Raw genomic sequence first — 22825 nt, forward strand, 5'->3', positions numbered from 1 at the left:
ATGGACCACGAGAACGAGCAGGAGCTGGCTGAGTTTGAGCAGCGGCTGCGGATGGCGATGCAGCGGCGTGAGGCTCCGATGGGGCTGAAGGCGCGGGTGCTGGCGGAGTCAAGGGCGCGGCGGCAGCACAGGTTTGCCGAGGGCGGCGGCTGGATGTTGCAGCGGATTGCGGCTTCGGCGGTGCTGGCGGCGATTGCGAGCGGAATTGTGGTCTACCACCAGATGGAAGTGCGGTCGGTGGAGCGGCAGAAGGGTGAAGAAGCGAAGGCACAGGTGATGCTGGCGCTTCGGATCACGAATCGGGCGCTCGACCGGATTAATGACCGGATTAACGACAAATCAAGCTCCAGCGAAGAGAATCGCTGATCGGCGGCGGGAGAAAGAGGACGGGATGAAAGCGACGAGAGTGTGGGCGGGAATGTTGGCGGTTGGTATGGGGATTGCGCTGGTGATGGCGGCGCGCGCGCAGGATGAGCTGCCGATGCCTTCGCCGGCAGAGAAGGTGTTGGCGGACAAGGCGAAGCATGTGACAGAGGTGACGCTGGATAAGAGCATGCTGGCCTTTGCAGCGAAGTTCATTGACAAGGATGAGGGTGACGATAAGGACTCGCAGGCCGTGAAGGACATGATCCGAAACCTGAAGGGCGTGTACGTGCGCGACTACGAGTTCGATAAGGACAATTCGTATTCTGCGGCTGACCTGGCCGCGTTGCGCAAGTACTTTGAGGGTTCGGAGTGGTCTCCGATGGTGCATGAACGGACGAAGGGCGAGCCTGAAGGTACGGATGTGTACGTGAAGCTGGTCAATGGCCAGATGCAGGGTTTGTATGTGCTGGATGCCGAGCCGAGGGAGCTTTCGCTGGTGCTGATTCTGGGGCCGATCGATATCGATAAGGTTGCGGAGTTGAGCGGGAACTTTGGGATTCCGAAGGAAGCGGGCAAGCGCATCAAGAAGGCTGAGAAGGAGGCCGGCAAATGAAGCAGGCATGGTATCCGGTGGCGGTGGGAATGGGCATAGCTGCCGTGATGACTCCGGCGATCATGCTGGCGATGGGCGGCGGTTTTGGCGGGGGCGGGTTCGATCCGGTGGTACATGGCATTGAGTCGCGCTATCACGTGCATGCGAACAAGATTCCGTTTATGGGGCTGATCAGCGGCATTGCACATGTTGCTTCGCATGGCGGCGTGGGCGGGCTGCATGTGGCGGAGATCGAACACTTCGACGAAGATGTGGACGGCGCGGAGCTGACGTCGATTGTGGAGCAGCATGTAGGCAAGGGCTGGGGACGGATGATTCGCGAGACGAGCAAGGACGGAAGCGAGCAGACGCTGATCTACACGAAACCCCAGGGCGACCGGATGGCGATGCTGATTGTGGATCTGGATGGGCATGAGATGGATGTGGTGCAGGTGTCGGTTGATCCGAATCATCTGGATGACGACATGTCGCCGTTCCATCACAAGCATCATCAGTACACGGGTGGGTCGGATAATCAGGATCACTCGCCGAAGGATGCGGACAAGAGCGATTCGGCGGATGAGGGTGCTGAGTAGATTTTCGGACAAAAAGTCGAAACAGGGTATGCGCGGTGTGGAATCAAGTCATCCATTCCGCGCATTTCTGTTTTGTGCGTAGACTTTGAGGGTGAGCACTGATCGGCTGCTGCCTTCGCTGACGATTACGGATGCGAAGGGCAGTGAGGACAACCCGGAAGAACACGCCGGCAATGAGCCGTATCGCAGCCCTGAGCTGTATCGCGGCCGGCTTGCGCCTTCGCCGACGGGGCTGATGCATGTGGGGCATGCGCGGACTTTCTGGACGGCTTATCAGCGGGCGCGGGATGCAAAGGGCACGCTGGTGATGCGGATGGATGATCTCGATCCGGAGCGCAGCAAGAGCGAGTATGTGGATGCGGCGATTGAGGATCTGCGGTGGCTGGGGATTCGCTGGCAGGAGGGTCCCGGGGCTGCTGGTCCGGATAAGGCAGATCGCACAGGCAACAACGGCCCTTATGCGCCGTACTTTCAGAGTAAGCGGCATCGGCTGTATGCGGACGCGTGGCGGAATCTGATGCGGAGGGGGTTGATTTATCCGTGCCGGTGTTCGCGTAAGGAGCTGGCCGCGCTGGCGAGTGCTCCGCATGAGGGCGCGATGGCGCAGGCGGATGATGAGCCGATTTATCCGGGCACATGCAGGCATCTCTCGGCGGATACGGCGCAGCTTCCGGGGCCTACCTCGGGAAAGATGGAGCCGGCGCCGGCGAACTGGCGGTTTCGCGTGCCGGATGGGGCGGTGGTGGAGTTTTACGACCAGCACATGGGACTACAGCGGTTCACAGCAGGCGTGGACTTTGGGGATTTCCTGGTGTGGCGCAGGGACAATGTGCCGAGCTACCAGCTTGCCTGCGCGGTGGACGACGCAACGATGGCGATTACGGAAGTGGTGCGCGGGGCTGATCTACTGAAGTCCACGGCGCGACAGATACTGCTGCTGCGCGCGCTGGGCTTTGCCGCGCCTAGCTGGTACCACTGCACGCTGGTGGCGGATCACCATGGGCAGAGGCTGGCGAAGCGTTATGATGCGCTGAGTCTGCGCGCGCTGCGGCAGCGCGGGATTACGCCGCTGAATATCTTTTCGGCGGAGCTGCCGATACTGGCTTGAGGCATGGCAGCAATGGTGACGGCTTAAGTTTTGGCGGGGAAAAAGATTGAAAAGCAGGTTCCGCTCTTACCTGGGCGCACGCTGCTTCGAGTCAGAATCGAGCCGCCAGCACGGTCTATGATCCCGCTTGCCACCCAGAGGCCCAGTCCGGTGCCATTGTCACCTTTGGTGGTAAAGAATGGATCGAAGATACGAGAAATGTTGGATGCGGGAATGCCGACTCCGTTGTCGGAAATGGTTACTCGAATACCCCGAATCGCCCGATTTTTCAAGTGAGACGTCTTGCGAGTGCGGACGGCAATGGCGCCGCCGGTATCGACCGCCTCCATCGCATTCAGAAGCAGAGTCGAGAATACCTGGCGAATCTCGCCGGGATAGGTTTTGACAGTCGTACCATTCAATCGATATCGCTTCATTACGCGGATCTTCTTGGCTTGAATGCGTTTGTCATAAATGCTGAAGACACTATCGATCACCTCTTCGACATTGACGGGCGTTGGAACAGATGACTCCCGGTAAAAACTCAGAGACTGTTGGGTGAGATGGCTCACACGACGCAGCTCGCTCTCCGCCATCGCCGCATGTGCCTGACCTTGTGCATCCAGTCCAGGAGATCGCGCCCAGATGTTGACAAGGTTCGTTATAGCCTGCAGAGGGTTGTTTATTTCATGGGCCAGCGTAGCCGCCAAACGCCCCGCGGTGGCCAGCTTCTCCGATCTGATCAAAGCGGCTTCCGTGAGTTTTCGACCGCTGATATCGCGCGCGATTTTTGATGCGCCCACAACCCGGCCAGCCTGATCGAAAATAGGGGAAATCGTTAACGAGACAGGGAGCAAGCTCCCATCCTTACGCCGTCGGATAGATTCGTAGTGCTCAATGTGCTCTCCGCGGCGAATGCGTTCCAGAATCTCTGATTCCTCATGGACCCGCTCGGGGGGCATCAGTATTGTGACGGACCGTCCGACTGCCTCCTGCGCTGTGTACCCAAATAAGCGCTCTGCCGCGCGATTCCACGACTGAATCACTCCATCCACGCTCTTGGCGATGATAGCCTCGTCCGAGCATTCGACGATGGCGGCCAGCCTTGCGAGAGCGGTCTCCGAGTGCTTACGCTCGGTGATGTCCTCAATAGCGAGCAGAATCATTGGCTGAGATTGATTCGGTTGCACGAGCGTTCGTGCGTTCAGCAGCATCGTTCTCGTGCCGATCGTTTCGAAGTCGTGCTCCACTTCAAAGTCCGTTACGATCTGCTTTTCAGGCAGCACTCGTTCGAGCAATTTCCGTAATGCGGGGATCTGCCATTGGCCGTTGCCAAGGTCATAGAGCAACCTGTTCGAAGTTTGTTCCGATGAAACCTTGAACGTATTCAGAAAAGACTCATTCGCGCTAATGACCCGAAGATCTGCATCGAGCACCAGCAGCGGTTCTCGAACCGTGTCGGAGATTCCACGAAAGAAGTCATTGGATCTTGCCAGCTGATCCCTGGCCGACTTAATGGCATCGATGTCCTGCAATGCCAGCACTGCGCCATCTATCTTGTTGTCCTGCGTTCGATAAGGCAGGATGCTCAATGCGTGCCAGCGCCCATCCAGGTCCCGCACCTCGCGCTCGACTGGCTGGAGATTATCGAGAACCTTTCCGATCTCCATTTCGAGATCGTAGGACGCCATGTCGATGTTGAGCTTGATGTCGGTAAACGGCCGCCCAACATCTGCAGGACGGACCGCGAAGAGGCCGGAAGCACTGGGGGTAATACGTCGTATGTGAAGCCTCCGGTCCAGCATGACAACGGGAATTCGCGTGCTGTTCAGCAGGTTCGAAATATCATTGCTCAGGTCGTGGAGTTCGGTGTTCTTGACGCGCAACTCAGCATTGAGCGTGCCGAGCTCTTCATTGGCCGATTGCAGCTCTTCCTTAGAGGTCTCAAGCTCCTCATTCGTGCTCTGCAGCTCCTCGTTCGCAGAGAGGATTTCCTCGTTCGCCGACTGAAATTCTTCCCTGAGGGAATCTTCCGACTCGATTGCGGACCGCAACGCGTCGCGCGTACCGGCAAGTTCCTGCTTCAGCCGCCTCGTTTCCTGATCGCCGGCTCCACGGCCTTTGGACCTGCGCTCCGCAGTCACCTCCTTCGGAGGGGTCCACAGTGGAGTCACGTCATCGAAGAGGATCAGGAAGAAGTCTCTATTCCGCGCACCTTTCTCGACCGCCCCCTTTTCTCCCAACGGCGTCACCGACAGGTTGAGTGTGCGCTTATGACCGTTCTCGTCGAACGCGACACTATCTTTCCTGACGGCTGCATCTTTTTTCGCCGCAGCGGTAATCAACGCCCGCAGTTCGATGGCCAGCCCATTTCGCGCCAGCTTCAACACGTTCATGCTGGGTTTACCCGGCGGAGGCGCAAGATATGGTGTCGTCTGTCCCCGGAACTGGACCACTTCCATGTCGCGGTTGATCACCACTCCGGCGGGAGCGTGCTCCCGTAGTACGAGCCGGTCGGCCTCAGCCTGAACATCGAGCTCATCCTTGTCGTTGAACTGCGATTTGAGCGCCTGGCCGCGAATACTGAGCGCGCTCTGCGCGGGATAATAACTCTGGACGAAGTCATAATGAAGGCGCGAAGCCGTGGCCTTTTTGGCGTAAATTTTGTGCTTCTTGTCCACCGTGGAGAACAGCTCAGGAAAGGTGGATACACTCTCCGAACTTCCCAGGACAAGGAACCCGGAAGGCTTCAAGGCATAATGCAGAACGGGGATGATCTTCTTTTGCAGTACCGGCTGGATGTAGATCAGCAGGTTGCGGCAGGCAACAACATTCATCTGCGAAAAAGGTGGATCGTTGGCCACGTTCTGCCGAGCGAAGACGCACATATCGCGCACTGCTTTGTTAACCCGGTAGCCGTCCTCTACCTTAACGAAAAAGCGCGCCAGGCGGTCCTGAGATATCTCTTCCGCGATGCTTTCCCGGTATACCCCGGTTCGGGCTTTTTGAATGCTCTTTTCGTTCAGGTCAGTCCCGAAGATCTGCACCTGGAAGCTGGAGGCACGGTCGCCCAGGAACTCCAGCAGGGTCATGGCCAGCGAGTAGGTCTCTTCGCCCGTCGAGCAACCCGGCGCCCACATCCGGATTGTGCCCTTGTTCGCCTTATCTTTCACGATGGCGGGATAGACCTGCGTTTTCAGAGACTCGAAAGCCTCGAAATCGCGAAAGAAACTGGTCACAGGGATGAGCACGTCTTCGTATAGCTTTTGACTTTCCTCGGGATGCTCTTTCAGATAACTCCCATACTCTCGAAGCGAATCGATTTTGAGAAGCAGCATCCGGCGCAAGGACCGGCGATGAATCGTGTTCGGTTTGTATTGGCTGAAATCGACCCCACTGGCCTTGCGAAGCTGAGTCAGGAGTACGCCGAAATCCCTCGCATGAGACGACGAGATTGAGTCATCGGAGTGCTCTTCCGGGCCTGACTTGTCCGAGGCAGGTTCCCCCTTGTCCGACTCCCCTCCGCCCGGTTGCTCGATCTCTGATTCGGCATCCTGTGTTTCCAGGTGAACATAAGGATGATGCTGGATGCGCCGCAGTTCCTTTGCCATCTCCTTTGGCGCAAGAATGAAGTCCGCGCACCCGGAATCGATGGCGCTGCGCGGCATTCCGTCATACTTGGCCGTCGCCGGACTCTGAGCAAAGGTGATGCCCCCTTCCGCCTTGATCTCCTCCATCCCGGCCGTGCCGTCTGTTCCCGTGCCGGAGAGGACGATGCCAATTGCACCACTCTTCCGCTCCCGGGCAAGAGAATGCATGAAGAAATTCACCGGCAGATGCTGGCCCGGCGTTTTGCCACGCGGTGACAATTGAAAAATGCCACCCGCCAGGGCCATAAGGGTATTGGGCGGAATGACATAAACGTGATTTGGGCGAATGGGCGTGCCGGATCGAACCTCTTCCACCGGAATTGTGGTGGCTTTTGCAATGATTTCCGTCAACATGCTTTCGTGGCTCGGATCCAGATGCTGGATCAGCACAAACCCCATCCCGGTATCGGACGGCAGCGCACGGAAGAACTCTTTAAATGCTTCGAGACCGCCGGCAGAGGCTCCGATGGCGACTATGGGAAAAGTGCCCTTTCGCGCGGGCGGGTCTTTGCGCGCGAGATTCTTCTTCGGTGAGGATGCAGGCTTGGACGGACGGGATTTCATCTTGGTTTTGCTCCCGCTTCTCTCGCTGCGTCTTGCAGGCACACGAAAATTGGAATCGCATACCGGGAGAAATCAGTGGCCTTTAGAGTATCGTGCAGAGGGGGCGTCGTACAGAGCGGTAACGTACAAAGGGCGAAATACTGTTGATGACGGGATTTCTTCCCAAGAATCGAGCGGCAAGAAGCGCTCAACAACACCTCTACTCCGGGCGGAGTTCGGTCTTTGCTGTGTGAGCGCGCTGGCCTATTGGCATCAGTTGACTCGGTCAGGCACTTTGAGCCGACACCCACAGTCTCAACCACAAGACGAAAGGACAGCAGGCACTGGCAAGGTGCATTTGCAAGTACCAGATCCGCTGTTCACTCGTATCGCAGCGCCACTGAGGGGTCTACGCTCATCGCTTTTCGCGCCGGCAAATAGCATGCAGTGAGGGCAATCGCTCCCAGTCCGATGGCTACCGACGTCATAGTTGCTGGATCGTTCGCCCCAATCCCGTACAGCAGCGGCGACAGTAGGCGCGCCGCCCCAAACGCAGCGCACAATCCAATCCCTAGCCCGATCGCTGTCATCCGAAGTCCCTGACTCATTACCATTTTCAGCACATCTACGCGCCGCGCCCCCAGAGCCATGCGCACGCCGATTTCGTGAGTCCGCTGCGACACCATGTACGCAATCACCCCAAACAAGCCGATCGTGGTCATCACTACCGCCAGAATCCCTGATACACCTAAAAGCCATCCCACCGTGCGCGCCGGAAATAACGGTAGCGCCATGTACTCCTCGATCGTCTGCACCCCGGTGGCAACCATGAGCGGGTCAACGATTGGGACCTCGCGGCTCACCTCGCCCAGCAGCGTACGTGAATCGCCAGCAGTACGTACCACCAGCGTGCGTGCTGCGGGAATCGTCCCGCGAAACACAACCGGCAGCGGCCCCTCGCCCAGCGAGCGGTACTTCCCATTCTTCACCACGCCCACAACCTGGCTCATCTCTTTCTCACCCCCTAACGCTATCTTTTCACCTACTGGATTTTTGCCAGGCCACAGGCTACGCGCTAACGTCTCATTGATCACCACCGCGTCGGGCTTGTCGCTGTCAGCTTCCTTTTGGGTCAAGTCCCGCCCGCGTAACAGCGAAATCCCCATTGTTCGGAAGAATCCCGGCTCCACACGGTACACTCCGACCCTGATTGCGCTCGGATCCTTGCCTAATTGCTTGCCTGCAGACATCTCTGAGCGCGAGGTACCCAGCGGGAGAAACTCCGCATAGCTCGCCGAGATCACGCCGGGCAGGCGTTCCACCCGCTCCAACAGCCTCGCGTAAAACTCGTTAACCTTCTCTGGCGTGTATTTCAGGTTGCCCGGGTCCAGCCTCGCCAGCGCTATGTGATGCGTGTCGAACCCCGCGTCAATCGCGTTTGCGTTGATCAGGCTACGCACGCACAGCGCCGCCCCGGCGAGTAGCACCACGCACATTGCCATCTGCACAACCACAAGCGCATTTCGAATGCGCGCTTTCTTCCGGTCCCCGCTCTGCGATTCCTCTTTCAGCACCCGCGCCGCCTCCACTGCGCTTGCCCGCAACGCCGGCGCCAGCCCGAATAGCACTCCTGTTGCCAGTGACACCGCTACGGTGAACAACACCACCCGCCAGTCCATCGGAATCGCTAGCGTGATCGGAATGTCCGCTGGCTTCAATTCCAAGAGCAGACGTGCTGTCGTCCACGCAATCGCCATACCTGCAGTTCCTGCGATGCCCGCCAGCATGAGGCTCTCCACCAGCATTTGACGCATCAGGCGCCCGCGTCCGGCTCCCAGAGCCGATCGAGTTGCCATCTCCCGCGTCCGCCCTGTGGCCCGCGCCAGGAGCAGACTGGCTGCATTCGTGCACGCAATCAGCAGCACGATCACAAAGACCGCCAGTAGCCCTCCAGTAAACGCTCCGACATATCCGCGAAACGGTCCCGGAACAAGCGTTAGCGGATACACCCGCGCATCTTGAAAGTCGTCTGCGCTCTTCTGCGCCACGTACACCTGTTTCGCCAGTACTTGCAGTTCCGCCTGTACGCTTTTACGGTCGCCGCTTCTTCGCATTTTTCCGGCGACGATCAACCAGTAGGAGTGCCGGTTGGTCAACCGGTTCTGGTCCTCGTGTGTGAAACGCCCCTGTGTCGTAAGCGGCGCCCAGAAGTCCGGCGCAGCGCCCACCATCAACCCCGTAAACCCAGCCGGCGCCACACCCACAACCGAAAATTCCGCGCCATCCAGCATGAGAGTCTTACCTACAATTCCTGGGTCGCCGCCCAGTTTCTGCCTCCAGAACGGGTAACTCAACACTGCCACCTGCCGAGGGTTGTTAATCCTGTCGTCATCCACTGAAAGCGTGCGCCCCACCACAGCGTTCACTCCCGCAAGCGAAAACAGATTTCCCGATACAAGCTGCCCGTGAACGATTTCTCCTGTCCCAGCTTGATTCCAAATGGCTTCCTGTCCATCCCCGTCGAAAGCCATCAAGCCTTCCAGCGATTTGCTGTGGTCGCGATAGTACGCATAGTCCGGATAATTGAAAGGTAAATAACTTTGTACGCCGCTGCCCTTTGGGTCGTGCAGAAACACCTCAACCAGCTTGTTGGTTGTGGCTACTCCCTGAGGCGGCCGCAACAAGAGTGCATTCACAAATGTGAATACCGCCGCATTCATCCCGATGCCCAGCGCGAGCGCCAACACCACAGCCACCGTTAATCCTGGGCTCCGCAACAACATGCGAGCCCCGTAACGAACGTCCTGAAGCAACTGCTCGAGCCACACCACACTCCACACTGCGCGCGTTTCTTCCTTCACTCGCGCCACGTTGCCGAACTTGCGCAGTGCCGCAGACCGCGCCTCTTGCGGCGACATGCCGCGGTCGATGTTGTCCTGTGTCTCCATCTCCAGGTGGTCACGAAGATCCTGCTCCAGATCCTCCAGCATGCGTTTGCATAGCCTCATGATTCACTCTCCTGCTCCCCGGGCCGAAGAATACGAGCAATCGCTGCTGCCAACGTGTCCCACTTGCTGGTCTCAACTGCCAGCTGCCGCCGCCCCTTCGCCGTCAAACGGTAGAATTTGGCGCGGCGATTGTTCTCGGAAGTCCCCTCTTCCACCGAAATCCAACCTCGCTTAATCAGCCGATGTAACGCCGGATAAAGCGACCCTTGCTCAACTTGCAGCACATCGTCGGACCGGAACTCGATAGCCTTGGCGATCGCATGCCCGTGCAGCGGACCAAGCTGCAGCGTGCGGAGGATCAGGAGGTCCAGAGTGCCCTGGAGCAGCTCAATGCGCTCTTTTTGTTCTTTGGTAGACATTCTAGGTGATCGTATTGCCATTCGGGTAGAATGTCAAGGGGAGCATTGCCGGCACAGCACCGGATCAGCTCAATGCATGCCCTGGCCTGTTATCGCCTGACAAGATTTCCCGATGTTCATACTTCCCGGACCCCACAATCCTGTCAGGGAATCAGTCTGATCTGGCAGAGCCCCTATCGGGCAAAGTCGCCTGCATTCCCCTTGACATCTAGGGTAGATCAGGGCTACGCTTCTCACTGCCCTCGCTGTCTAGGGTAAGAACTATGGCGAAAAATGACCTCCAGGGCGCACTCGACCTCCTGATCCTAAAGACACTCTCGCAGCTTGGCTCCATGCACGGATATGGGATATTGATGCAAATCCGGCGCGTGACCGAAGAGCAGCTGATTGTGGAAGAGGGCTCGCTCTATCCCGCAATGCACCGCATGGAGCAGAACGGCTGGGTACGCGCCAGCTGGCCGTTACGGAGTATGCCCGCAAAGCCAAATGGTACGCGCTCACGCGCGCGGGCCGGGAGCGGTTGACCAACCGCGAAAAGAACTGGGCTCAGGTAGTCAAAGGCGTCGATGCGATGCTGCGTTTTGCATGAGGTGAACGATGGCAATCTTTCGAAGAATTCTGTCGCTGGGTACACGCGAACGCATGGAGCGTGAAATTAATGCGGAGTTGCGCGAGCATATGGCCATGTGCGTGGACGACAATATGGCCCAAGGCATGAGCCGCGAAGAAGCGGAGCGCGATGCGCGCAGGCGCTTTGGAAGTCCCACTGCCATGCGTGAGCGTGTCGTGGCGGAGGACGCTGCGCTTGGCTTGGAAAATCTCTGGCAAGATGTGCGCGGGGCGCTGCGCGTCTTCCGCAGAAGCCCGGGCTTTTCCCTTGTCGTTGTCGTCACGCTTGCCCTCGGCATCGGCGCTAACACCGCGATCTTCGAGATATTCAACGCGGTGAGGCTACGGGCTCTCCCCATCGCAAACCCCGGTGAGTTGGTGGAACTACGCATCGCCAACGGCAATCCGACTGGAATTGGGATCCAAAGCAATACATTTACCGACTTTACCGTGCCCATGTGGCGCGAGATCAAAGAACATCATGATCCGTTGTCGGGCATCTTTGCCTGGGGCACAGGCCCTGCTCTGGTAGGGCCGCCCGGGCATTCCTATCAGGTGAATGCGATGGAGGTCAGCGGAGAGTTCTTCAACGTACTTGGGGTCACTCCGGTTCAAGGACGTCTGATCGAACCGGTGGATGAGGCTAACTGTCAGCAAGCGGGCGTCGTGGTCAGCTACCCATTCTGGAAGACGCATATGGGCGGTGAGCCGATCACCCCGAAAAGCACCATCGTTGCCGGAGGGCAACCATTGCAGGTTGTCGGTGTGACATCGCCGTCCTTCTTCGGCATGGTTGTCGGCGACCGCTTCGATGTTGCTTACACTACCTGCAGAAACCCCAATGGGCACACCGAAAATTTTGTATACACCGTGATGGGACGGCTGAAACCTGGCTGGACCCTGAAGCAGGCAACGGACTATTTTGACGCGCTGAGTCCCGGGCTTTTTCAAAAGACCGCACCGATGGGCTACAGTGCCGAGGCTCTCAAGGCCTGGAAAGCCTTTCGCCTGGCCGTATATCCGGCTGGAGCCGGCGTAAGCTATCTACGCAATCAATACAACTCTTCGCTGGAGATTCTGCTGGCAATTACCGGGCTCGTGCTGCTGATTGCCTGCGCGAACCTTGCCAACCTGATGCTGGCCCGGGCCAGCGTGAAACGGCGCGAGGTGGCGATCCGCATGTCCCTGGGCGCGTCGCGGGGGCGTCTTCTGCGCCAGATCCTGCTGGAGAGCGCGCTGCTGGCGGCCTGCGGCGCGACGCTGGGAGCGGCGCTTGCGCAACCCCTCAGCCGCGCGCTGGTGCACTCTCTCGATACCAGCCAGAGCGCCATTCAGCTGGCCATCGTGACCGACTGGCGCGTGCTCCTGTTCGCAGGCGCGGCATCCGTCGCGACATGCCTCATCTTCGCCACGCTTCCGGCTCTACGCAGCAGCAGTGCAGAACCGCTGACGTCGCTGAAATCTGGTGAGCGCGGAGTGGTTGGCAACCGCGAGCGATTCTCAGCGCAGCGCGCGCTGGTGATTACTCAGATCGCTGTGTCGATGATCCTGCTCGTGGGAGCATTGCTTTTCATCAGGAGCTACCGCAAGCTGTTGACCCTGAATCCGGGAATCCGGGAGAACAACATCACGATTGCATTCCTCGTACCAAATGTGAAGCCAGAAGGTCTTGAAGATTTCAAGAGGCAACTGGTCACGACGGTGCGCGCCATTCCTGGAGTGGAGAACGTGGCCACCAGTACGTTTATTCCTCTCAGCGGGGGCGGCTGGATCCATGACGTCGAGGTTGGAACGATCGGCGGGTCGAGCAACTTTTCTTACGTCAGCCCCTCCTTTTTCGCGACCTTGAGCATTCCAGTGCTCGAGGGACGCAACTTCACGGATTACGACACGATGGACAAGCCGTTGGTCGTGGTGGTCAACCAGGCCTTTGTCCGGAAGTATGTCGGTGCCCGATCTCCTCTCGGCGTTCAGGTCCGTGTGCACTCCGAACCCGGCTTTCCCGCGCGCATCTGTCAGATTATTGCGGTGGTTCCGGATACAAAATATGCCGATCTGCGCGCCGACCCTCCGACCCAGGCTTTTGCGCCCATGGCACAGCTACCGGCCATGGCGCCACTCGGATGGGGGATGCTGATTGCTTCACGCGATCCTGTCGCCGCGCAGTCGGCTGTGCAGCACATCGTGGACACGCAGTTTCCCGGCACGCAGGTCCAATTCTCCGATTTTCAGCAAGGCATCCTCGATCAACTCGTGGGTGATCGCATGATGGCCAGACTGGCGGGGTTCTTTGGCATTCTGGCGGCTTTGCTGGTCGTGGTCGGATTACACGGAATTCTCTCGTACTTCCTCGCTCAGCGTCGCAGTGAGATTGCCATTCGTATAGCGCTAGGAGCCAGCCGCGGCCGTGTGGTGGCAGGCATGCTGCGCAGTACCTGCGTGATGCTGGCGGGCGGCCTCGTGGCGGGTACGGCATTGGCGCTGCTCGCTGGCCGCGGAGTCAGCACATTGCTCTTTGGCCTGAAAACGTGGGACCCAGTAACTCTCGCTGGCGCTGCTGCGCTGCTGACATTGGTCACCGTCATTGCAAGCGTCATTCCATCGCTGCGGGCAGCCAGTGTGAATCCAGTCGACTCTCTCCGTGCTGAATAGGAACTTGATACCCCGCGGACTCACTCGACGCCCGCGTCTGTTGACCCGAAAGCGCCGAGGCGATTGTTGAAAGGCATGCTTGAAAATTCGCAGAGAGACTTCAGGAGATATTCAGGAATCGAGCAATTTCCAATACGAAATCAAGATGCGGCATTTGCCGCTGTCACACGGGCAATGGCTTCTGTTCAGTGCTCATGCGACCTTCCTCCCCCTTTCTCATCACCGAGAAAGGGGGTTCTTTTGCATAAGGGCCAGCATGTAATCACCGGTCACTCATCGAGAGCTGGAACGAGAATGAAAATCCGACTCGGCCGGGCGCATGCGCTGAGTGCTAATTTGTGATCGCAGCTGCAGACGGTGAGGTAATTGTCCTGTTTACTCTTCGCGGAGTACCTGAATCGGATTGACCGAGGCTGCGCGAATCGCCGGAAGCAAACTTGCTGCCATGGCGATAATCAGAAGTGCTGTTGTCGCGACGACCAAGGTCATAGGGTCGACAGGGTTAATGCCATAGAGTAACGCTCTTGCGCTTCTCGCAGAGGCGATCGCGATGGCTGTGCCTGCTATAAGGCCTCCAGCGACCAAACCAGTGGCCTCGCGCAGGATGATTCCGAGCACGCTCATCCTTTGGGCGCCGAGGGCGATCCGAAGCCCCATTTCGTTGCTGCGCCGGATGACCATGTAGGACATGATGCCGTAGACACCCACCATTGCCAGAATGGCAGCGAGAGTGCCATAGACACCTGACAGCGTGGCCATCAACCGTTCTCGAGTCAGTCCCTGGAGAACGGAGGTTCTCAGCACACTGAAGGTCAATACGATTTGAGGGCTGTTTCTTGCCGCAGTATTTTTCAACGACGGAATCAGAGACGCCGGGTCTTCCTCGGAACGCACGACGAAGGTGGAATCGGTGCCCGCGTCGTCTGTCTGGTACGGCGACACAAAGATGAGCGGGGTTGGCACATCGTGAATGTCACGGTACCGGGTGTTTCCTACGATTCCAACGATGCGGTAGATTCGGTTGGGCTTGCCTCGATCCTGCCGTATCTCAAATGTTTTTCCAATCGGGTTTTTATCTTCGAAATATGCATGCGCAAACTGCTCGTTCACAATCGCCACGTGCGGTGAGGTTGCCGTATCGCCGTCGTTCAAGTCTCTTCCTGCGAGCATGTGAATTTGGAGCGTTTGAAAATAGCCTGAACTTACAGCGCTGAAATACACGAGCTGACGGGAAAGACCGCGGTCTGGAATATCGATGAACTCGTTCCATCCATCACCATTGAGAGGAACGATCGTAGTTTCGGCCGCAGAGAGAACACCAGGCGTGCTCTTCACATCCGCCAGAAGCTTGCGCTTATATTCCGCGCGGTTCGACGGTCGGATGTGCAAAGGTGAGAAGTCGAAATCTGCAACAAGCACTCCATCTTGTCGAAAGCCGGCATTCACGGTCAGAAGGTTGCGGAATGTCTGGATAAACAGCAGAGCCGCAACAAGGAGTACAAGCGAAAGAGCGACCTGCGAAACGATCAGCCCTCTTCTCAGCAGGAAATGCTGGCGTCCCGCCATGATGCCGCGGCCATTCATTTTCATCACTGTACCGGGATCGACTCGCACGGCACGAAGAGCGGGAGCGACGCCAAAGAACAGACATGTCAACAAAGCGATGCCGATTGTAAACAGCAGAACGCGAAGATCCGGATAGAGCGGAAGGAATATCGGATCTTCAGCGTTTCCAATAAATGCGATGAGAACCCTTCCCAGAATCTGGGCGAGAGTCAATCCAACGGTGGCGCCCACCATGGCCAGAAGGATGTTCTCTGTCAGGAGTTGGCGAAGCAGGCGGCGCTGTGACGCGCCCAGCGCCAGGCGCAATGCTATCTCACGCTGCCGCGCACCGGCCCGAGCCAGCATCAGATTGGCGAGATTCGTACACGCCAGCAGCAGGACAAGAGCCGAGATCGCAAGGAGCGCTCGCAACGGATCAGCATAGTGGGCACGAAGCTCGGAGACCCCTGTGGCTGCTGACTCCGCTTTGAGGCTAAAGCGCAGATAGTTTTTTCTGGCAGCAGCGTCATATCCCGCAGGCAACGTTGCGGCGAATATTCCGGGGGCAATCGATGAGAGTTGAGCATTCGCTTTCTGAAGGGTCCAGCCGTCATCCAATCGAGCGATGACATCGAGCCACCAGGTCGTTGTATCTGCTGTCCACGAGCCCTCCGGACGGATGGCCGGTTCACTGCAGAGCGGCACAGCGACGTCGAAGTTATGGCCTATCTCGAGTCCGTAAAAACTTGCCGGTGTAACGCCGACCACTTCAAATGGATGGCCGTCGAGAGAAAGCTTGCTTCCAACGGCATCGGTGCGGCCTCCAAACGCCCGCTGCCAGAAGGGGTAACTGATGACCACGGCTCGAATTCCGCATCCTCGATAGTCGTCGCTCTCGGTAAGCAGGCGGCCCGTTGATGGCTGTATTCCGAGGGTATGGAAGAAGCCTCCGCTGACCCACATGCCATCTACGTAGCGCGCTTCGCCTCCTTGCCCGAGATCGAATCTCTCTGTACTCCACGCAGCTGTTCGGGAGAAACCTTTCTGCTGTTGCTGTATCTGCTGCCACAGAGCGAAGGAGAAATTCTTCTGCCGCGCGACCGTGCTTCCAATTCTGTCGTCGTGGATCTCTTCGATATTCGCCAGTCGCTGCGGAGCCTGTACGGGAAGAGTTCGAAGAAGAACTGCATCAAGCAACTCGAAAATCGCCGTGTTAGCTCCGATTCCGAGGGCGAGCGAGAGAATCGCTACGGCTGCGAAACCCGGGTTGAGACGTAGCATCCTTATGGCATAACGAAGATCGTTTCCCAGCCCTGCGAACGGCCTCTCCCGCTTGTCATTTCCTGGCGATATTGATTCCGAAGCTGGAGCGAGAATGCCTTTGAGTTCGGCTACAAGCCGGCCATCACCCAGCTCACTTCGAACCAGCCGGATGGCTTCCGCTTCATCCACACCTTCGCGCCTCAGCTCGTCATAGCGGTCTTCCAGGTGTTGCGTCAACTCATCCGCAACCGACGCTTCCTGAGCCACGCTCAGATTGAGGCGTTCAAGCGCCGCATGAATTTCCTTTGACCAGTCAGGCATGCTCATCCTCCGTGATCCGGTTGATCGCAAGGACAAAATCGGCCCAGCAACTGCGCTGGTCTTTCAGCACCTTCTTCCCTTGGGCGGTGAGCTGATAGTAGCGGCGTCTACGCTGGCCCTCTTTTTCAACCCACCGGCCAGTGATAAAACCGCGCTTTTCAAGCCGATAGAGCAGCGGGTAGAAAGAAGCGACATTGAACTTGAGGAGACCCTCGGAGCGCTGTTCGATCAGTTTGCTGATCTCATAGCCGTGGCGAGGACGGCGCTCAATAAGCGAAAGAATGAGCAGCTCGGCGCTGCCTTTTTTCAATTCCCGCTCGAACAGTCTTGCTCCGATATATTTCATAGCAATATATGACATCGTCGAATTTCATTGCGTCAAGCAAAGATTTACATGGCAAGGTTTATTACTGAAGTGGAGCGTGGAAAAGAGGTGTGTTGAAAGTGATTTATCGGGACTAACCTAAGTTCGAAGACTGGCACGGCAATCAGCATCACCTTAGACAACCTGATTGCCGTGCGGTGGCTGGCCATCGGGATCACATGGTCTTCGCAGATGCTTTCCTCGGAACGTCCGCTTTCGAACTCTGTTTCTCAGCTATGAACACACGTCCGCGATGTCGAGGCTTCTAAGTTGTTGATTTCAAGTCACTGACATGTGGAATGTGACGTGCTCTCTCCCAGTGGAACCCGAAGTGTGGAGAGGTTTGATCGATGCGGATTCTACTTCAGGACGTCACCTGCGCGCGGCGCCGGGTTCGGGCAGCCCAGTCTAGCTGCAGCCAACATCGTTGCCGATGTCCAAGCGGCAATGCAGCCGTCTACTCCGGGCAATCTGGGCGATCGCTTTATCTATCGAGTCCAGATCGAGCCCAAGGGGCCAAAGCTGCATAGTTTTTCGAGTAACTAATGAAGACACGTTCAAAAGCGCCCGTTGGAAGCAGGCCATCCTCGCGAGGATTGGGACCGCTGCCAACTTCATTCATGGGTGTTACGAATGACACCTGTCTCACCGGACATGCTCCCACAAGGATGTCTTGGGCGGGTAGAACAGCAAATATCTGCTCCACTCCGTTGACTACGCGCTTGAGCACTGGAGCCCGATTTACGGGAACTCTGAGAAGGCGCGGCTCTACCGCATACAACACTGCCGCGTTACTCCCCGAATCCAATCGAAGCAGCACGGGAGCCACATTCGCGGTCGTGAGTCGCACAGAAACAATCATGGGCCGCGTGAACGGCGAGTCATCTCGCGGACCGTAAGGCTGCTCCAGCAAGATATGGTCGCCCTTGATCGCATGCGCGAGGATACTCGACTCATCAAGGCACAGAATTTGTTGCCGGTTATCGATGAGCAGATCGAAATGCGAAAGGAAGTTTTCACCCAGTATCCCGCGTATGCGAGGATCCGCTGCCTTTAACTCCGCGATGTCCTGAATGATTGCGAGAAACTGTGAGACCGAATGCCTTCCAACCTCAACCAAGTCGACAAAGGTAAACGCGCTTCGAGATTGGGTGGCAACGCCGCTTACTCCCGTCAGACCTTCGATTTTCAAATGAAGGTCCGAGGCAAGGACAGGATCAATCGTCGTGATCTGGGAGCCTGTGTCAACCAGGAAGTCGTAGGGCCCGGTGCGGTTTATCCGGACTCGGACAACGATGAGATGGTCTTGAATGCGACGCAAGGCTAGACTGGCGACGTTCCCTGGACAGCGTGGTTCAGCATGAAGCGTGGAAAGGGTCAAGATGGCAAGAGTCGAGGCGATAAAGCAAGCGACAAAGCGTTTGATAAGCGACATTGGAAATCACCTCAGCCGCGTTGGCTGAATGCAATGTCGCCCTGTAGCGTCGCGAGGTCGTGATGCGAGTCTGACGATTCTCTGAAATGCGAGTGAGGGATTTGTGACGGACCACAAGTTCTCTGTTTTTAAGTTCGAAGAGATCGAGGTCAGGGAGCGTGAGTTCCTGCTGGTGAAGGACGGAAACTCCCTGCCGGTGGAACCGAAGGTGTTTCGCGTGCTTTTGTTTCTGCTGCGAAATCCCAAGCGACTGGTGACGAAAGACGAGATCCTGAACGCAGTCTGGAATGACTGTGCGGTTTCTGACAACTCGCTCACTCGTAGCATCGCTACATTGCGCAGGCTGCTTGGAGATGACAGCCGTGAGCCACGATTTATCGCAACTGTGCCCACGATAGGCTACCGATTTCTGTGCGATGTGGTGGCTGTAGAGGAAGGCGTCAACGAGTTTGCTATGGATGAAACTCATCTTCTACCAGAGATCGATACCAAGAATCATCCCAAGCCAAAATTCGAACCGGGCCGCAAGAGACTCTCTTATCTGTCCCTCTCAGGACTGTGCATTTTGTTAGTCGTAATCGTCGCGGCTTGGTTCTTAGTACGCCAGGCCGTCAGCACACGTGACGTGCACAGACCCTTCGTTCCACATCTGGCCACCGAAGAGCGAATCACATCAAATCCGCCAGAAGCGCCCGTTGACGATGCCATCCTATCGCGCGATGGCAAATATCTCGCTTTTTATGACAATTTGGGGCTTTATCTGCGGCAAATCGCTAACGGCGAAACCCGCGCTTGGGGCCTGCCAAAGGACTTCGTTGCATGGCCCGATGACTGGTTCCCCGACGGTACCCATCTGTTGGTGACACGCAGAGAAGGCCCGTCCAGAACACTCAGTCTTTGGAAACTTTCCCTCTTGGGCGACGATCCCGAAAAGCTCATGGACGATGCCGCAGGGGGATCTGTATCCCCGGATGGATCACGGATCGCCTATGTGCCCGGGCCCAAATTCGGCAGCGAACTCTGGGTCATGAACTCCGATGGCGCCAACGCCCGAAGAATAGCTTCGGCCAGAAAACCGGACCCGCCAAACCTGGGAGAGAGCTGGATCCAACATCCCGCCTGGTCACCCAATGGCACACGTCTTGCGTATGTCGAGGCCCGCTTCGCAACTGCCCAGGCTGATCCCGAGCAATTTGCTAACTCACTTCTGACTAGCGATGCGAATGGTGGCGATTTACAGGTTGTGTTGAAGGACGATGCCCGGTTGCGGCCGGCACTGTGGTGGACCGCGGATGGACGTATTCTCTTCGCCTACCTCAATGATCCGACGAGCGAACGTGAAGACACAGACGTTGACTCGATCTCGATTGACGAGCACACAGGGAAGGCCGCTACCCCACCGCAACGAGTAACTGAGGGGCAAGGGTGGATTGGCCGTTTGAGCGCCACGTCAGACGGGAAGCGGCTTGTTGTATCGAGAGAGAACACAACGCGTCAGGTATTTATCACCGAACCCGATCCGGGCAACCACTGGTGGAAAGCGCCTCGCCGCCTGACCCTGGATACGAACGAGAGTCTAGCCACGGCGTGGACCGCTGACAGCAAAGCAGTCCTTTTCGTTTCGGACCGGAATGGCAGCTGGAAACTTTTCAAACAGAATATCGACGAGACCACAGCCGAGGTCCTTGTTGAAGGGCACGGCATGCGTTTCCCGCGTCTGAGTGCGGATGGTTTGCAAGTACTTTATCTTGTTGAATCGCAGCCAAGCGATCACTCGTTCCCTCCATCCTTGATGTCCAGGCCGTTGGCCGGAGGGCCTCCCCGGTGGATTCTTCGGGAAAATGGAATCAGCAATTACCAGTGTGCGCGGGCTCCATCGCAATTGTGCATTTTCAGCAAGCTCGTGGGATCCGATCACGTTCTTGTCTCGTTCGATCCGGAACACGGCGTTGGCCGTGAGATTACGAGAATCGCGAGCGGCGGATATTACTGGAGTCTTTCCCCGGATGGATCACGGCTTGCGCTTGTCCTCGACCCCCATCGAATTCGATTTCTCTCGCCGGACACCGGCGCCGCTCATGATGTTAACCTCAACGACTGGCCTGCGTTTAATATCGATTGGTCAGCCGATGGTGCGAGGCTCTTCATACGGAGTATTACGCCGGCAGGCATTCCGGTGATTCTGGCCTTAAATGAGGCAGGGAAGGCGGAAGCGGTCATTGAAGGGCAAGTGGGTTCCAATTTTGCCTTCTTTATTCAGTCTCCCGACGGGCGACACGGGATTTTAGAGATGCCAACTCCAGGCGACAATAATGCCTGGATGGTCGAAAACTTTTGAGTCGCCCATCGACGACCTGTAAGTGCATAGCCGCGCTTTTTCTAACTGCCCATATCTAAAGGTTTGGGCCGACGGGGCGAATGATTGTTACTCAACGTCTTTGCGGAAACGGATAAGATGTTTTTTCATCGCTTCCAGTCGTTGCTGTCTTTCGTCGTTCGCTTACTTCTACATACCCTCGACTAACGACCGAAGAGCCTCCGTCAAAGTGACGCTGCCTTTGCGCGAGCCTGCAGATCCTGATTCAAAATCAATCCAGCCTTCATTGAAACCATCCAGCATGCGCATGCGAGGTGATGGATTCTTCATCCCTTGCGAACGAAACAACTCCTCCCAGCCAGAGCGAGGAACGGCTTGAATCCCAACATTGTTGCCGAGAGCGCTTCCAAGCGCGCCAGCCACATCGTTCGCGGAATAGCGTTCGGGCCCTTCCAACTCGACGACGCGGACTCCCTGCCATGTTTCGCTCAGGAGTTCTGTTGCGGTGCGAGCAATGTCCACTGTTGAGACCATTGGAATCTGATGGTCGAGCGGCTGCAGGAAGCTGTGCACCACGCCAGTTCTGGCGGACTCGACATCCCAGGACGTGTTCTCCATGAACCATGCCGCCCGAAGGAACGCCACTGGAACGGATACAGTGCGAAGCATCTCCTCTGTGATGCCGGAATTGTTGAGCAGGTTCGGCTCTGTTACCTGAGCGCCAACCGTAGACAGGAAGACAACTCTCGGGGGGCGCGTGGCTTCAATGGCGGCACGAATCGCTGCCGCGTTCTGCCGCGTGTCCGGGAAGCCGGGTTCGGGGTCATAGTCGGGAGGCGTCATCAGGAAGACGCCTTCGACATCGCGGAACGCCTCTGCCAACGCGTCAGCGTCATCAATGCTCGCGATTGATACCTCGCAACCGATCGCGGACCATTTGTCACCTTTTGACTGGTCCCGAACCACCGCTCTTATCTTCTGCCCCTGCGCGAGAAGATTTCGCGCAACTTCGCCTCCCACTTTGCCCGTGATTCCAGTAATCGCAAACATATTTCCTCCAAACGTGAGCCGAAAGCTCGGCACTGGTTATCTGATGTGGCTTCTATTGCAGCGTTTCACGCATAAAATGCATAGTAGTAATGCATATAGCGCAATGATCATGCGATTCGACGAGCAAACCTTAAGTGACGCGAGCGTATTTGTAGCGATTGTGCGATGCGGGAGCTTTGCCAACGCAGCCAGATCGCTGAACCTGTCTCAATCCGCCTCAAGCCGCGCCGTCAATCGCCTGGAGAAGCGTCTCGGCGTCAGGGTTCTTGACCGGACGACGCGATCCCTCTCCCTCACGGATGAGGGCAGGGGCCTATTCGAGAGACTGGAGCCGCTGCTGCATGGTTTCGAGGATGCATTTGCCTCGGTGCACGAAGACCGATCACGGATGCGCGGAAGACTGCGGGTGAAGATACATCCGACCCTGGCTCACGTGATTACCGGCGAACAACTCAGGACCTTCGTCGAACGCTGTCCGGAGCTTGCCGTCGAACTTATCAGCAGCGACAAGCTTGGCGACCTTGTCGGGGAAGGCATGGATATCGCTCTCCACGTGGGGGAGCTGTCTTCGTCCCGCCTGATTGCGAAGAAGCTCCTCGACACGCGTGTCATTACAGTAGCAGCACCCGCATACCTCAGAAAACACGGGAAAATCGTTCATCCCAAAGACCTACTCAAAAAAGAACACGCCTTGATCGACTACCGTAATCCGGAGACAGGCAGACCGTTCCAATGGGAATTTCATCGAGGCCGGGAGTTGGTTAAGATCGCCACACCAGAAAAGCTGGTGGTCAGCGATATCGTCACCTTGCATCGCATCTGCATGGCCGGATGGGGAATCGCGCAGGTGCTTGAAGTCGCTGTCAGGCCCATGCTTGTCTCGGGAGCGATGGTGAAAATACTGGCCGAGTGGGGCGATGAGCACTTTCCTATTTACGCGGTCTATCCATCCCGGAACTATGTTCCGCCGAAGCTGAGGGTATTTTTGGAGTTTGTTTCTTCTGTCATAAGTGAAGAGGATTAGCCGGGACTGCGTCCGATCAGGTACGAATCTTTCCTGGATAAAAA

Annotated in this window: 16 protein-coding genes; 9 read left to right on the forward strand and 7 right to left on the reverse strand. The window is 57.1% G+C overall.

The genetic code is table 11. The features are described from left to right. From OHL22_RS10720 to gluQRS, 4 genes are all read left to right on the forward strand, one after another. Window positions 1–366, forward strand: a complete 366-nt coding sequence (locus OHL22_RS10720; protein ID WP_263336725.1) for a hypothetical protein — start codon at window positions 1–3, stop codon at window positions 364–366. Window positions 367–391: 25 nt separating this feature from the next. Then, a complete protein-coding gene (locus OHL22_RS10725) occupies window positions 392–979 on the forward strand; it encodes a DUF4252 domain-containing protein (RefSeq protein ID WP_263336727.1) in 588 nt (195 codons plus the stop codon). Beyond that, the gene (locus OHL22_RS10730) at window positions 976–1554 is read left to right on the forward strand and encodes a hypothetical protein (RefSeq protein ID WP_263336731.1); all 579 of its coding nucleotides are present in this window, start codon (window positions 976–978) and stop codon (window positions 1552–1554) included. The genes OHL22_RS10725 and OHL22_RS10730 overlap by 4 nt, the downstream gene beginning before the upstream one ends. A 91-nt stretch (window positions 1555–1645) precedes the next feature. Further along, on the forward strand, window positions 1646–2662 hold the full coding sequence (gluQRS, locus tag OHL22_RS10735; protein WP_263336734.1) for a tRNA glutamyl-Q(34) synthetase GluQRS: 1017 nt from the start codon (window positions 1646–1648) through the stop codon (window positions 2660–2662). Window positions 2663–2685: 23 nt separating this feature from the next. Here the strand turns inward: gluQRS and OHL22_RS10740 are convergent, their stop codons facing one another. The 3 genes from OHL22_RS10740 to OHL22_RS10750 form a co-directional block, all read right to left on the reverse strand. Next, window positions 2686–6855 (reverse strand): chemotaxis protein CheB, encoded by a 4170-nt coding sequence (locus OHL22_RS10740; RefSeq protein WP_263336736.1) that lies wholly within the window; start codon window positions 6853–6855, stop codon window positions 2686–2688. 359 nt (window positions 6856–7214) lie between these two features. Further along, window positions 7215–9842: an ABC transporter permease gene (locus OHL22_RS10745; RefSeq protein WP_263336738.1), complete on the reverse strand. Its 2628-nt coding sequence runs from the start codon at window positions 9840–9842 to the stop codon at window positions 7215–7217. Next, window positions 9839–10201 carry a PadR family transcriptional regulator gene (locus tag OHL22_RS10750; protein WP_263336741.1) on the reverse strand — a complete coding sequence of 121 codons (363 nt, stop codon included), beginning with the start codon at window positions 10199–10201 and terminating at the stop codon, window positions 9839–9841. The genes OHL22_RS10745 and OHL22_RS10750 overlap by 4 nt, the downstream gene beginning before the upstream one ends. Window positions 10202–10464: 263 nt before the next feature. On the opposite strand from OHL22_RS10750, the gene OHL22_RS10755 reads away from it, so the two are divergent. Together OHL22_RS10755 and OHL22_RS10760 are read left to right on the forward strand one after the other, a co-directional pair. Continuing rightward, a complete protein-coding gene (locus tag OHL22_RS10755; RefSeq protein WP_263336745.1) occupies window positions 10465–10725 on the forward strand; it encodes a helix-turn-helix transcriptional regulator in 261 nt (86 codons plus the stop codon). Window positions 10726–10798: 73 nt separating this feature from the next. Continuing rightward, a complete protein-coding gene (locus tag OHL22_RS10760; protein ID WP_263336748.1) occupies window positions 10799–13462 on the forward strand; it encodes an ABC transporter permease in 2664 nt (887 codons plus the stop codon). A gap of 375 nt (window positions 13463–13837) precedes the next feature. Here the strand turns inward: OHL22_RS10760 and OHL22_RS10765 are convergent, their stop codons facing one another. The 3 genes from OHL22_RS10765 to OHL22_RS10775 all read right to left on the reverse strand — a co-directional run bounded on the left by OHL22_RS10765 (window position 13838) and on the right by OHL22_RS10775 (window position 18207). Further along, window positions 13838–16591 (reverse strand): ABC transporter permease, encoded by a 2754-nt coding sequence (locus tag OHL22_RS10765; RefSeq protein ID WP_263336752.1) that lies wholly within the window; start codon window positions 16589–16591, stop codon window positions 13838–13840. Further along, window positions 16584–16937: a PadR family transcriptional regulator gene (locus tag OHL22_RS10770; RefSeq protein WP_263336755.1), complete on the reverse strand. Its 354-nt coding sequence runs from the start codon at window positions 16935–16937 to the stop codon at window positions 16584–16586. The genes OHL22_RS10765 and OHL22_RS10770 overlap by 8 nt, the downstream gene beginning before the upstream one ends. 502 nt (window positions 16938–17439) lie before the next feature. After that, on the reverse strand, window positions 17440–18207 hold the full coding sequence (locus OHL22_RS10775) for a retropepsin-like aspartic protease (protein WP_263336894.1): 768 nt from the start codon (window positions 18205–18207) through the stop codon (window positions 17440–17442). Between OHL22_RS10775 and OHL22_RS10780 the strand changes: the two genes are divergently transcribed. After that, a complete protein-coding gene (locus tag OHL22_RS10780; RefSeq protein WP_263336899.1) occupies window positions 18148–18282 on the forward strand; it encodes a hypothetical protein in 135 nt (44 codons plus the stop codon). The two genes, OHL22_RS10775 and OHL22_RS10780, sit on opposite strands and share 60 nt — an antisense overlap. A 211-nt stretch (window positions 18283–18493) precedes the next feature. Next, window positions 18494–20728 carry a winged helix-turn-helix domain-containing protein gene (locus OHL22_RS10785; RefSeq protein WP_263336758.1) on the forward strand — a complete coding sequence of 745 codons (2235 nt, stop codon included), beginning with the start codon at window positions 18494–18496 and terminating at the stop codon, window positions 20726–20728. Between the two features lie 168 nt (window positions 20729–20896). On the opposite strand, the gene OHL22_RS10790 is transcribed toward OHL22_RS10785, so the two are convergent. Continuing rightward, window positions 20897–21757 carry an NmrA family NAD(P)-binding protein gene (locus OHL22_RS10790; RefSeq protein ID WP_263336760.1) on the reverse strand — a complete coding sequence of 287 codons (861 nt, stop codon included), beginning with the start codon at window positions 21755–21757 and terminating at the stop codon, window positions 20897–20899. Window positions 21758–21866: 109 nt separating this feature from the next. On the opposite strand from OHL22_RS10790, the gene OHL22_RS10795 reads away from it, so the two are divergent. Beyond that, window positions 21867–22781 carry a LysR family transcriptional regulator gene (locus tag OHL22_RS10795; protein ID WP_263336764.1) on the forward strand — a complete coding sequence of 305 codons (915 nt, stop codon included), beginning with the start codon at window positions 21867–21869 and terminating at the stop codon, window positions 22779–22781. Window positions 22782–22825: the final 44 nt, after the last annotated feature.

Origin of the sequence: Acidicapsa dinghuensis (genome assembly GCF_025685685.1) — a bacterium.
In the GTDB taxonomy this organism is placed as follows: domain Bacteria; phylum Acidobacteriota; class Terriglobia; order Terriglobales; family Acidobacteriaceae; genus Acidicapsa; species Acidicapsa dinghuensis.

Bases quoted from the DNA above. Each gene is read 5' to 3' on its own strand.
- OHL22_RS10720 (WP_263336725.1), top strand. From the start codon at position 1: ATGGACCACGAGAACGAGCAGGAGCTGGCTGAGTTTGAGCAGCGGCTG.
- OHL22_RS10725 (WP_263336727.1), top strand. From the start codon at position 392: ATGAAAGCGACGAGAGTGTGGGCGGGAATGTTGGCGGTTGGTATGGGG.
- OHL22_RS10730 (WP_263336731.1), top strand. From the start codon at position 976: ATGAAGCAGGCATGGTATCCGGTGGCGGTGGGAATGGGCATAGCTGCC.
- OHL22_RS10740 (WP_263336736.1), bottom strand. From the start codon at position 6,855: ATGAAATCCCGTCCGTCCAAGCCTGCATCCTCACCGAAGAAGAATCTC.
- OHL22_RS10745 (WP_263336738.1), bottom strand. From the start codon at position 9,842: ATGAGGCTATGCAAACGCATGCTGGAGGATCTGGAGCAGGATCTTCGT.
- OHL22_RS10750 (WP_263336741.1), bottom strand. From the start codon at position 10,201: ATGTCTACCAAAGAACAAAAAGAGCGCATTGAGCTGCTCCAGGGCACT.
- OHL22_RS10755 (WP_263336745.1), top strand. From the start codon at position 10,465: ATGGCGAAAAATGACCTCCAGGGCGCACTCGACCTCCTGATCCTAAAG.
- OHL22_RS10760 (WP_263336748.1), top strand. From the start codon at position 10,799: ATGGCAATCTTTCGAAGAATTCTGTCGCTGGGTACACGCGAACGCATG.
- OHL22_RS10765 (WP_263336752.1), bottom strand. From the start codon at position 16,591: ATGCCTGACTGGTCAAAGGAAATTCATGCGGCGCTTGAACGCCTCAAT.
- OHL22_RS10770 (WP_263336755.1), bottom strand. From the start codon at position 16,937: ATGAAATATATCGGAGCAAGACTGTTCGAGCGGGAATTGAAAAAAGGC.
- OHL22_RS10780 (WP_263336899.1), top strand. From the start codon at position 18,148: ATGAAGGTCCGAGGCAAGGACAGGATCAATCGTCGTGATCTGGGAGCC.
- OHL22_RS10790 (WP_263336760.1), bottom strand. From the start codon at position 21,757: ATGTTTGCGATTACTGGAATCACGGGCAAAGTGGGAGGCGAAGTTGCG.
- OHL22_RS10795 (WP_263336764.1), top strand. From the start codon at position 21,867: ATGCGATTCGACGAGCAAACCTTAAGTGACGCGAGCGTATTTGTAGCG.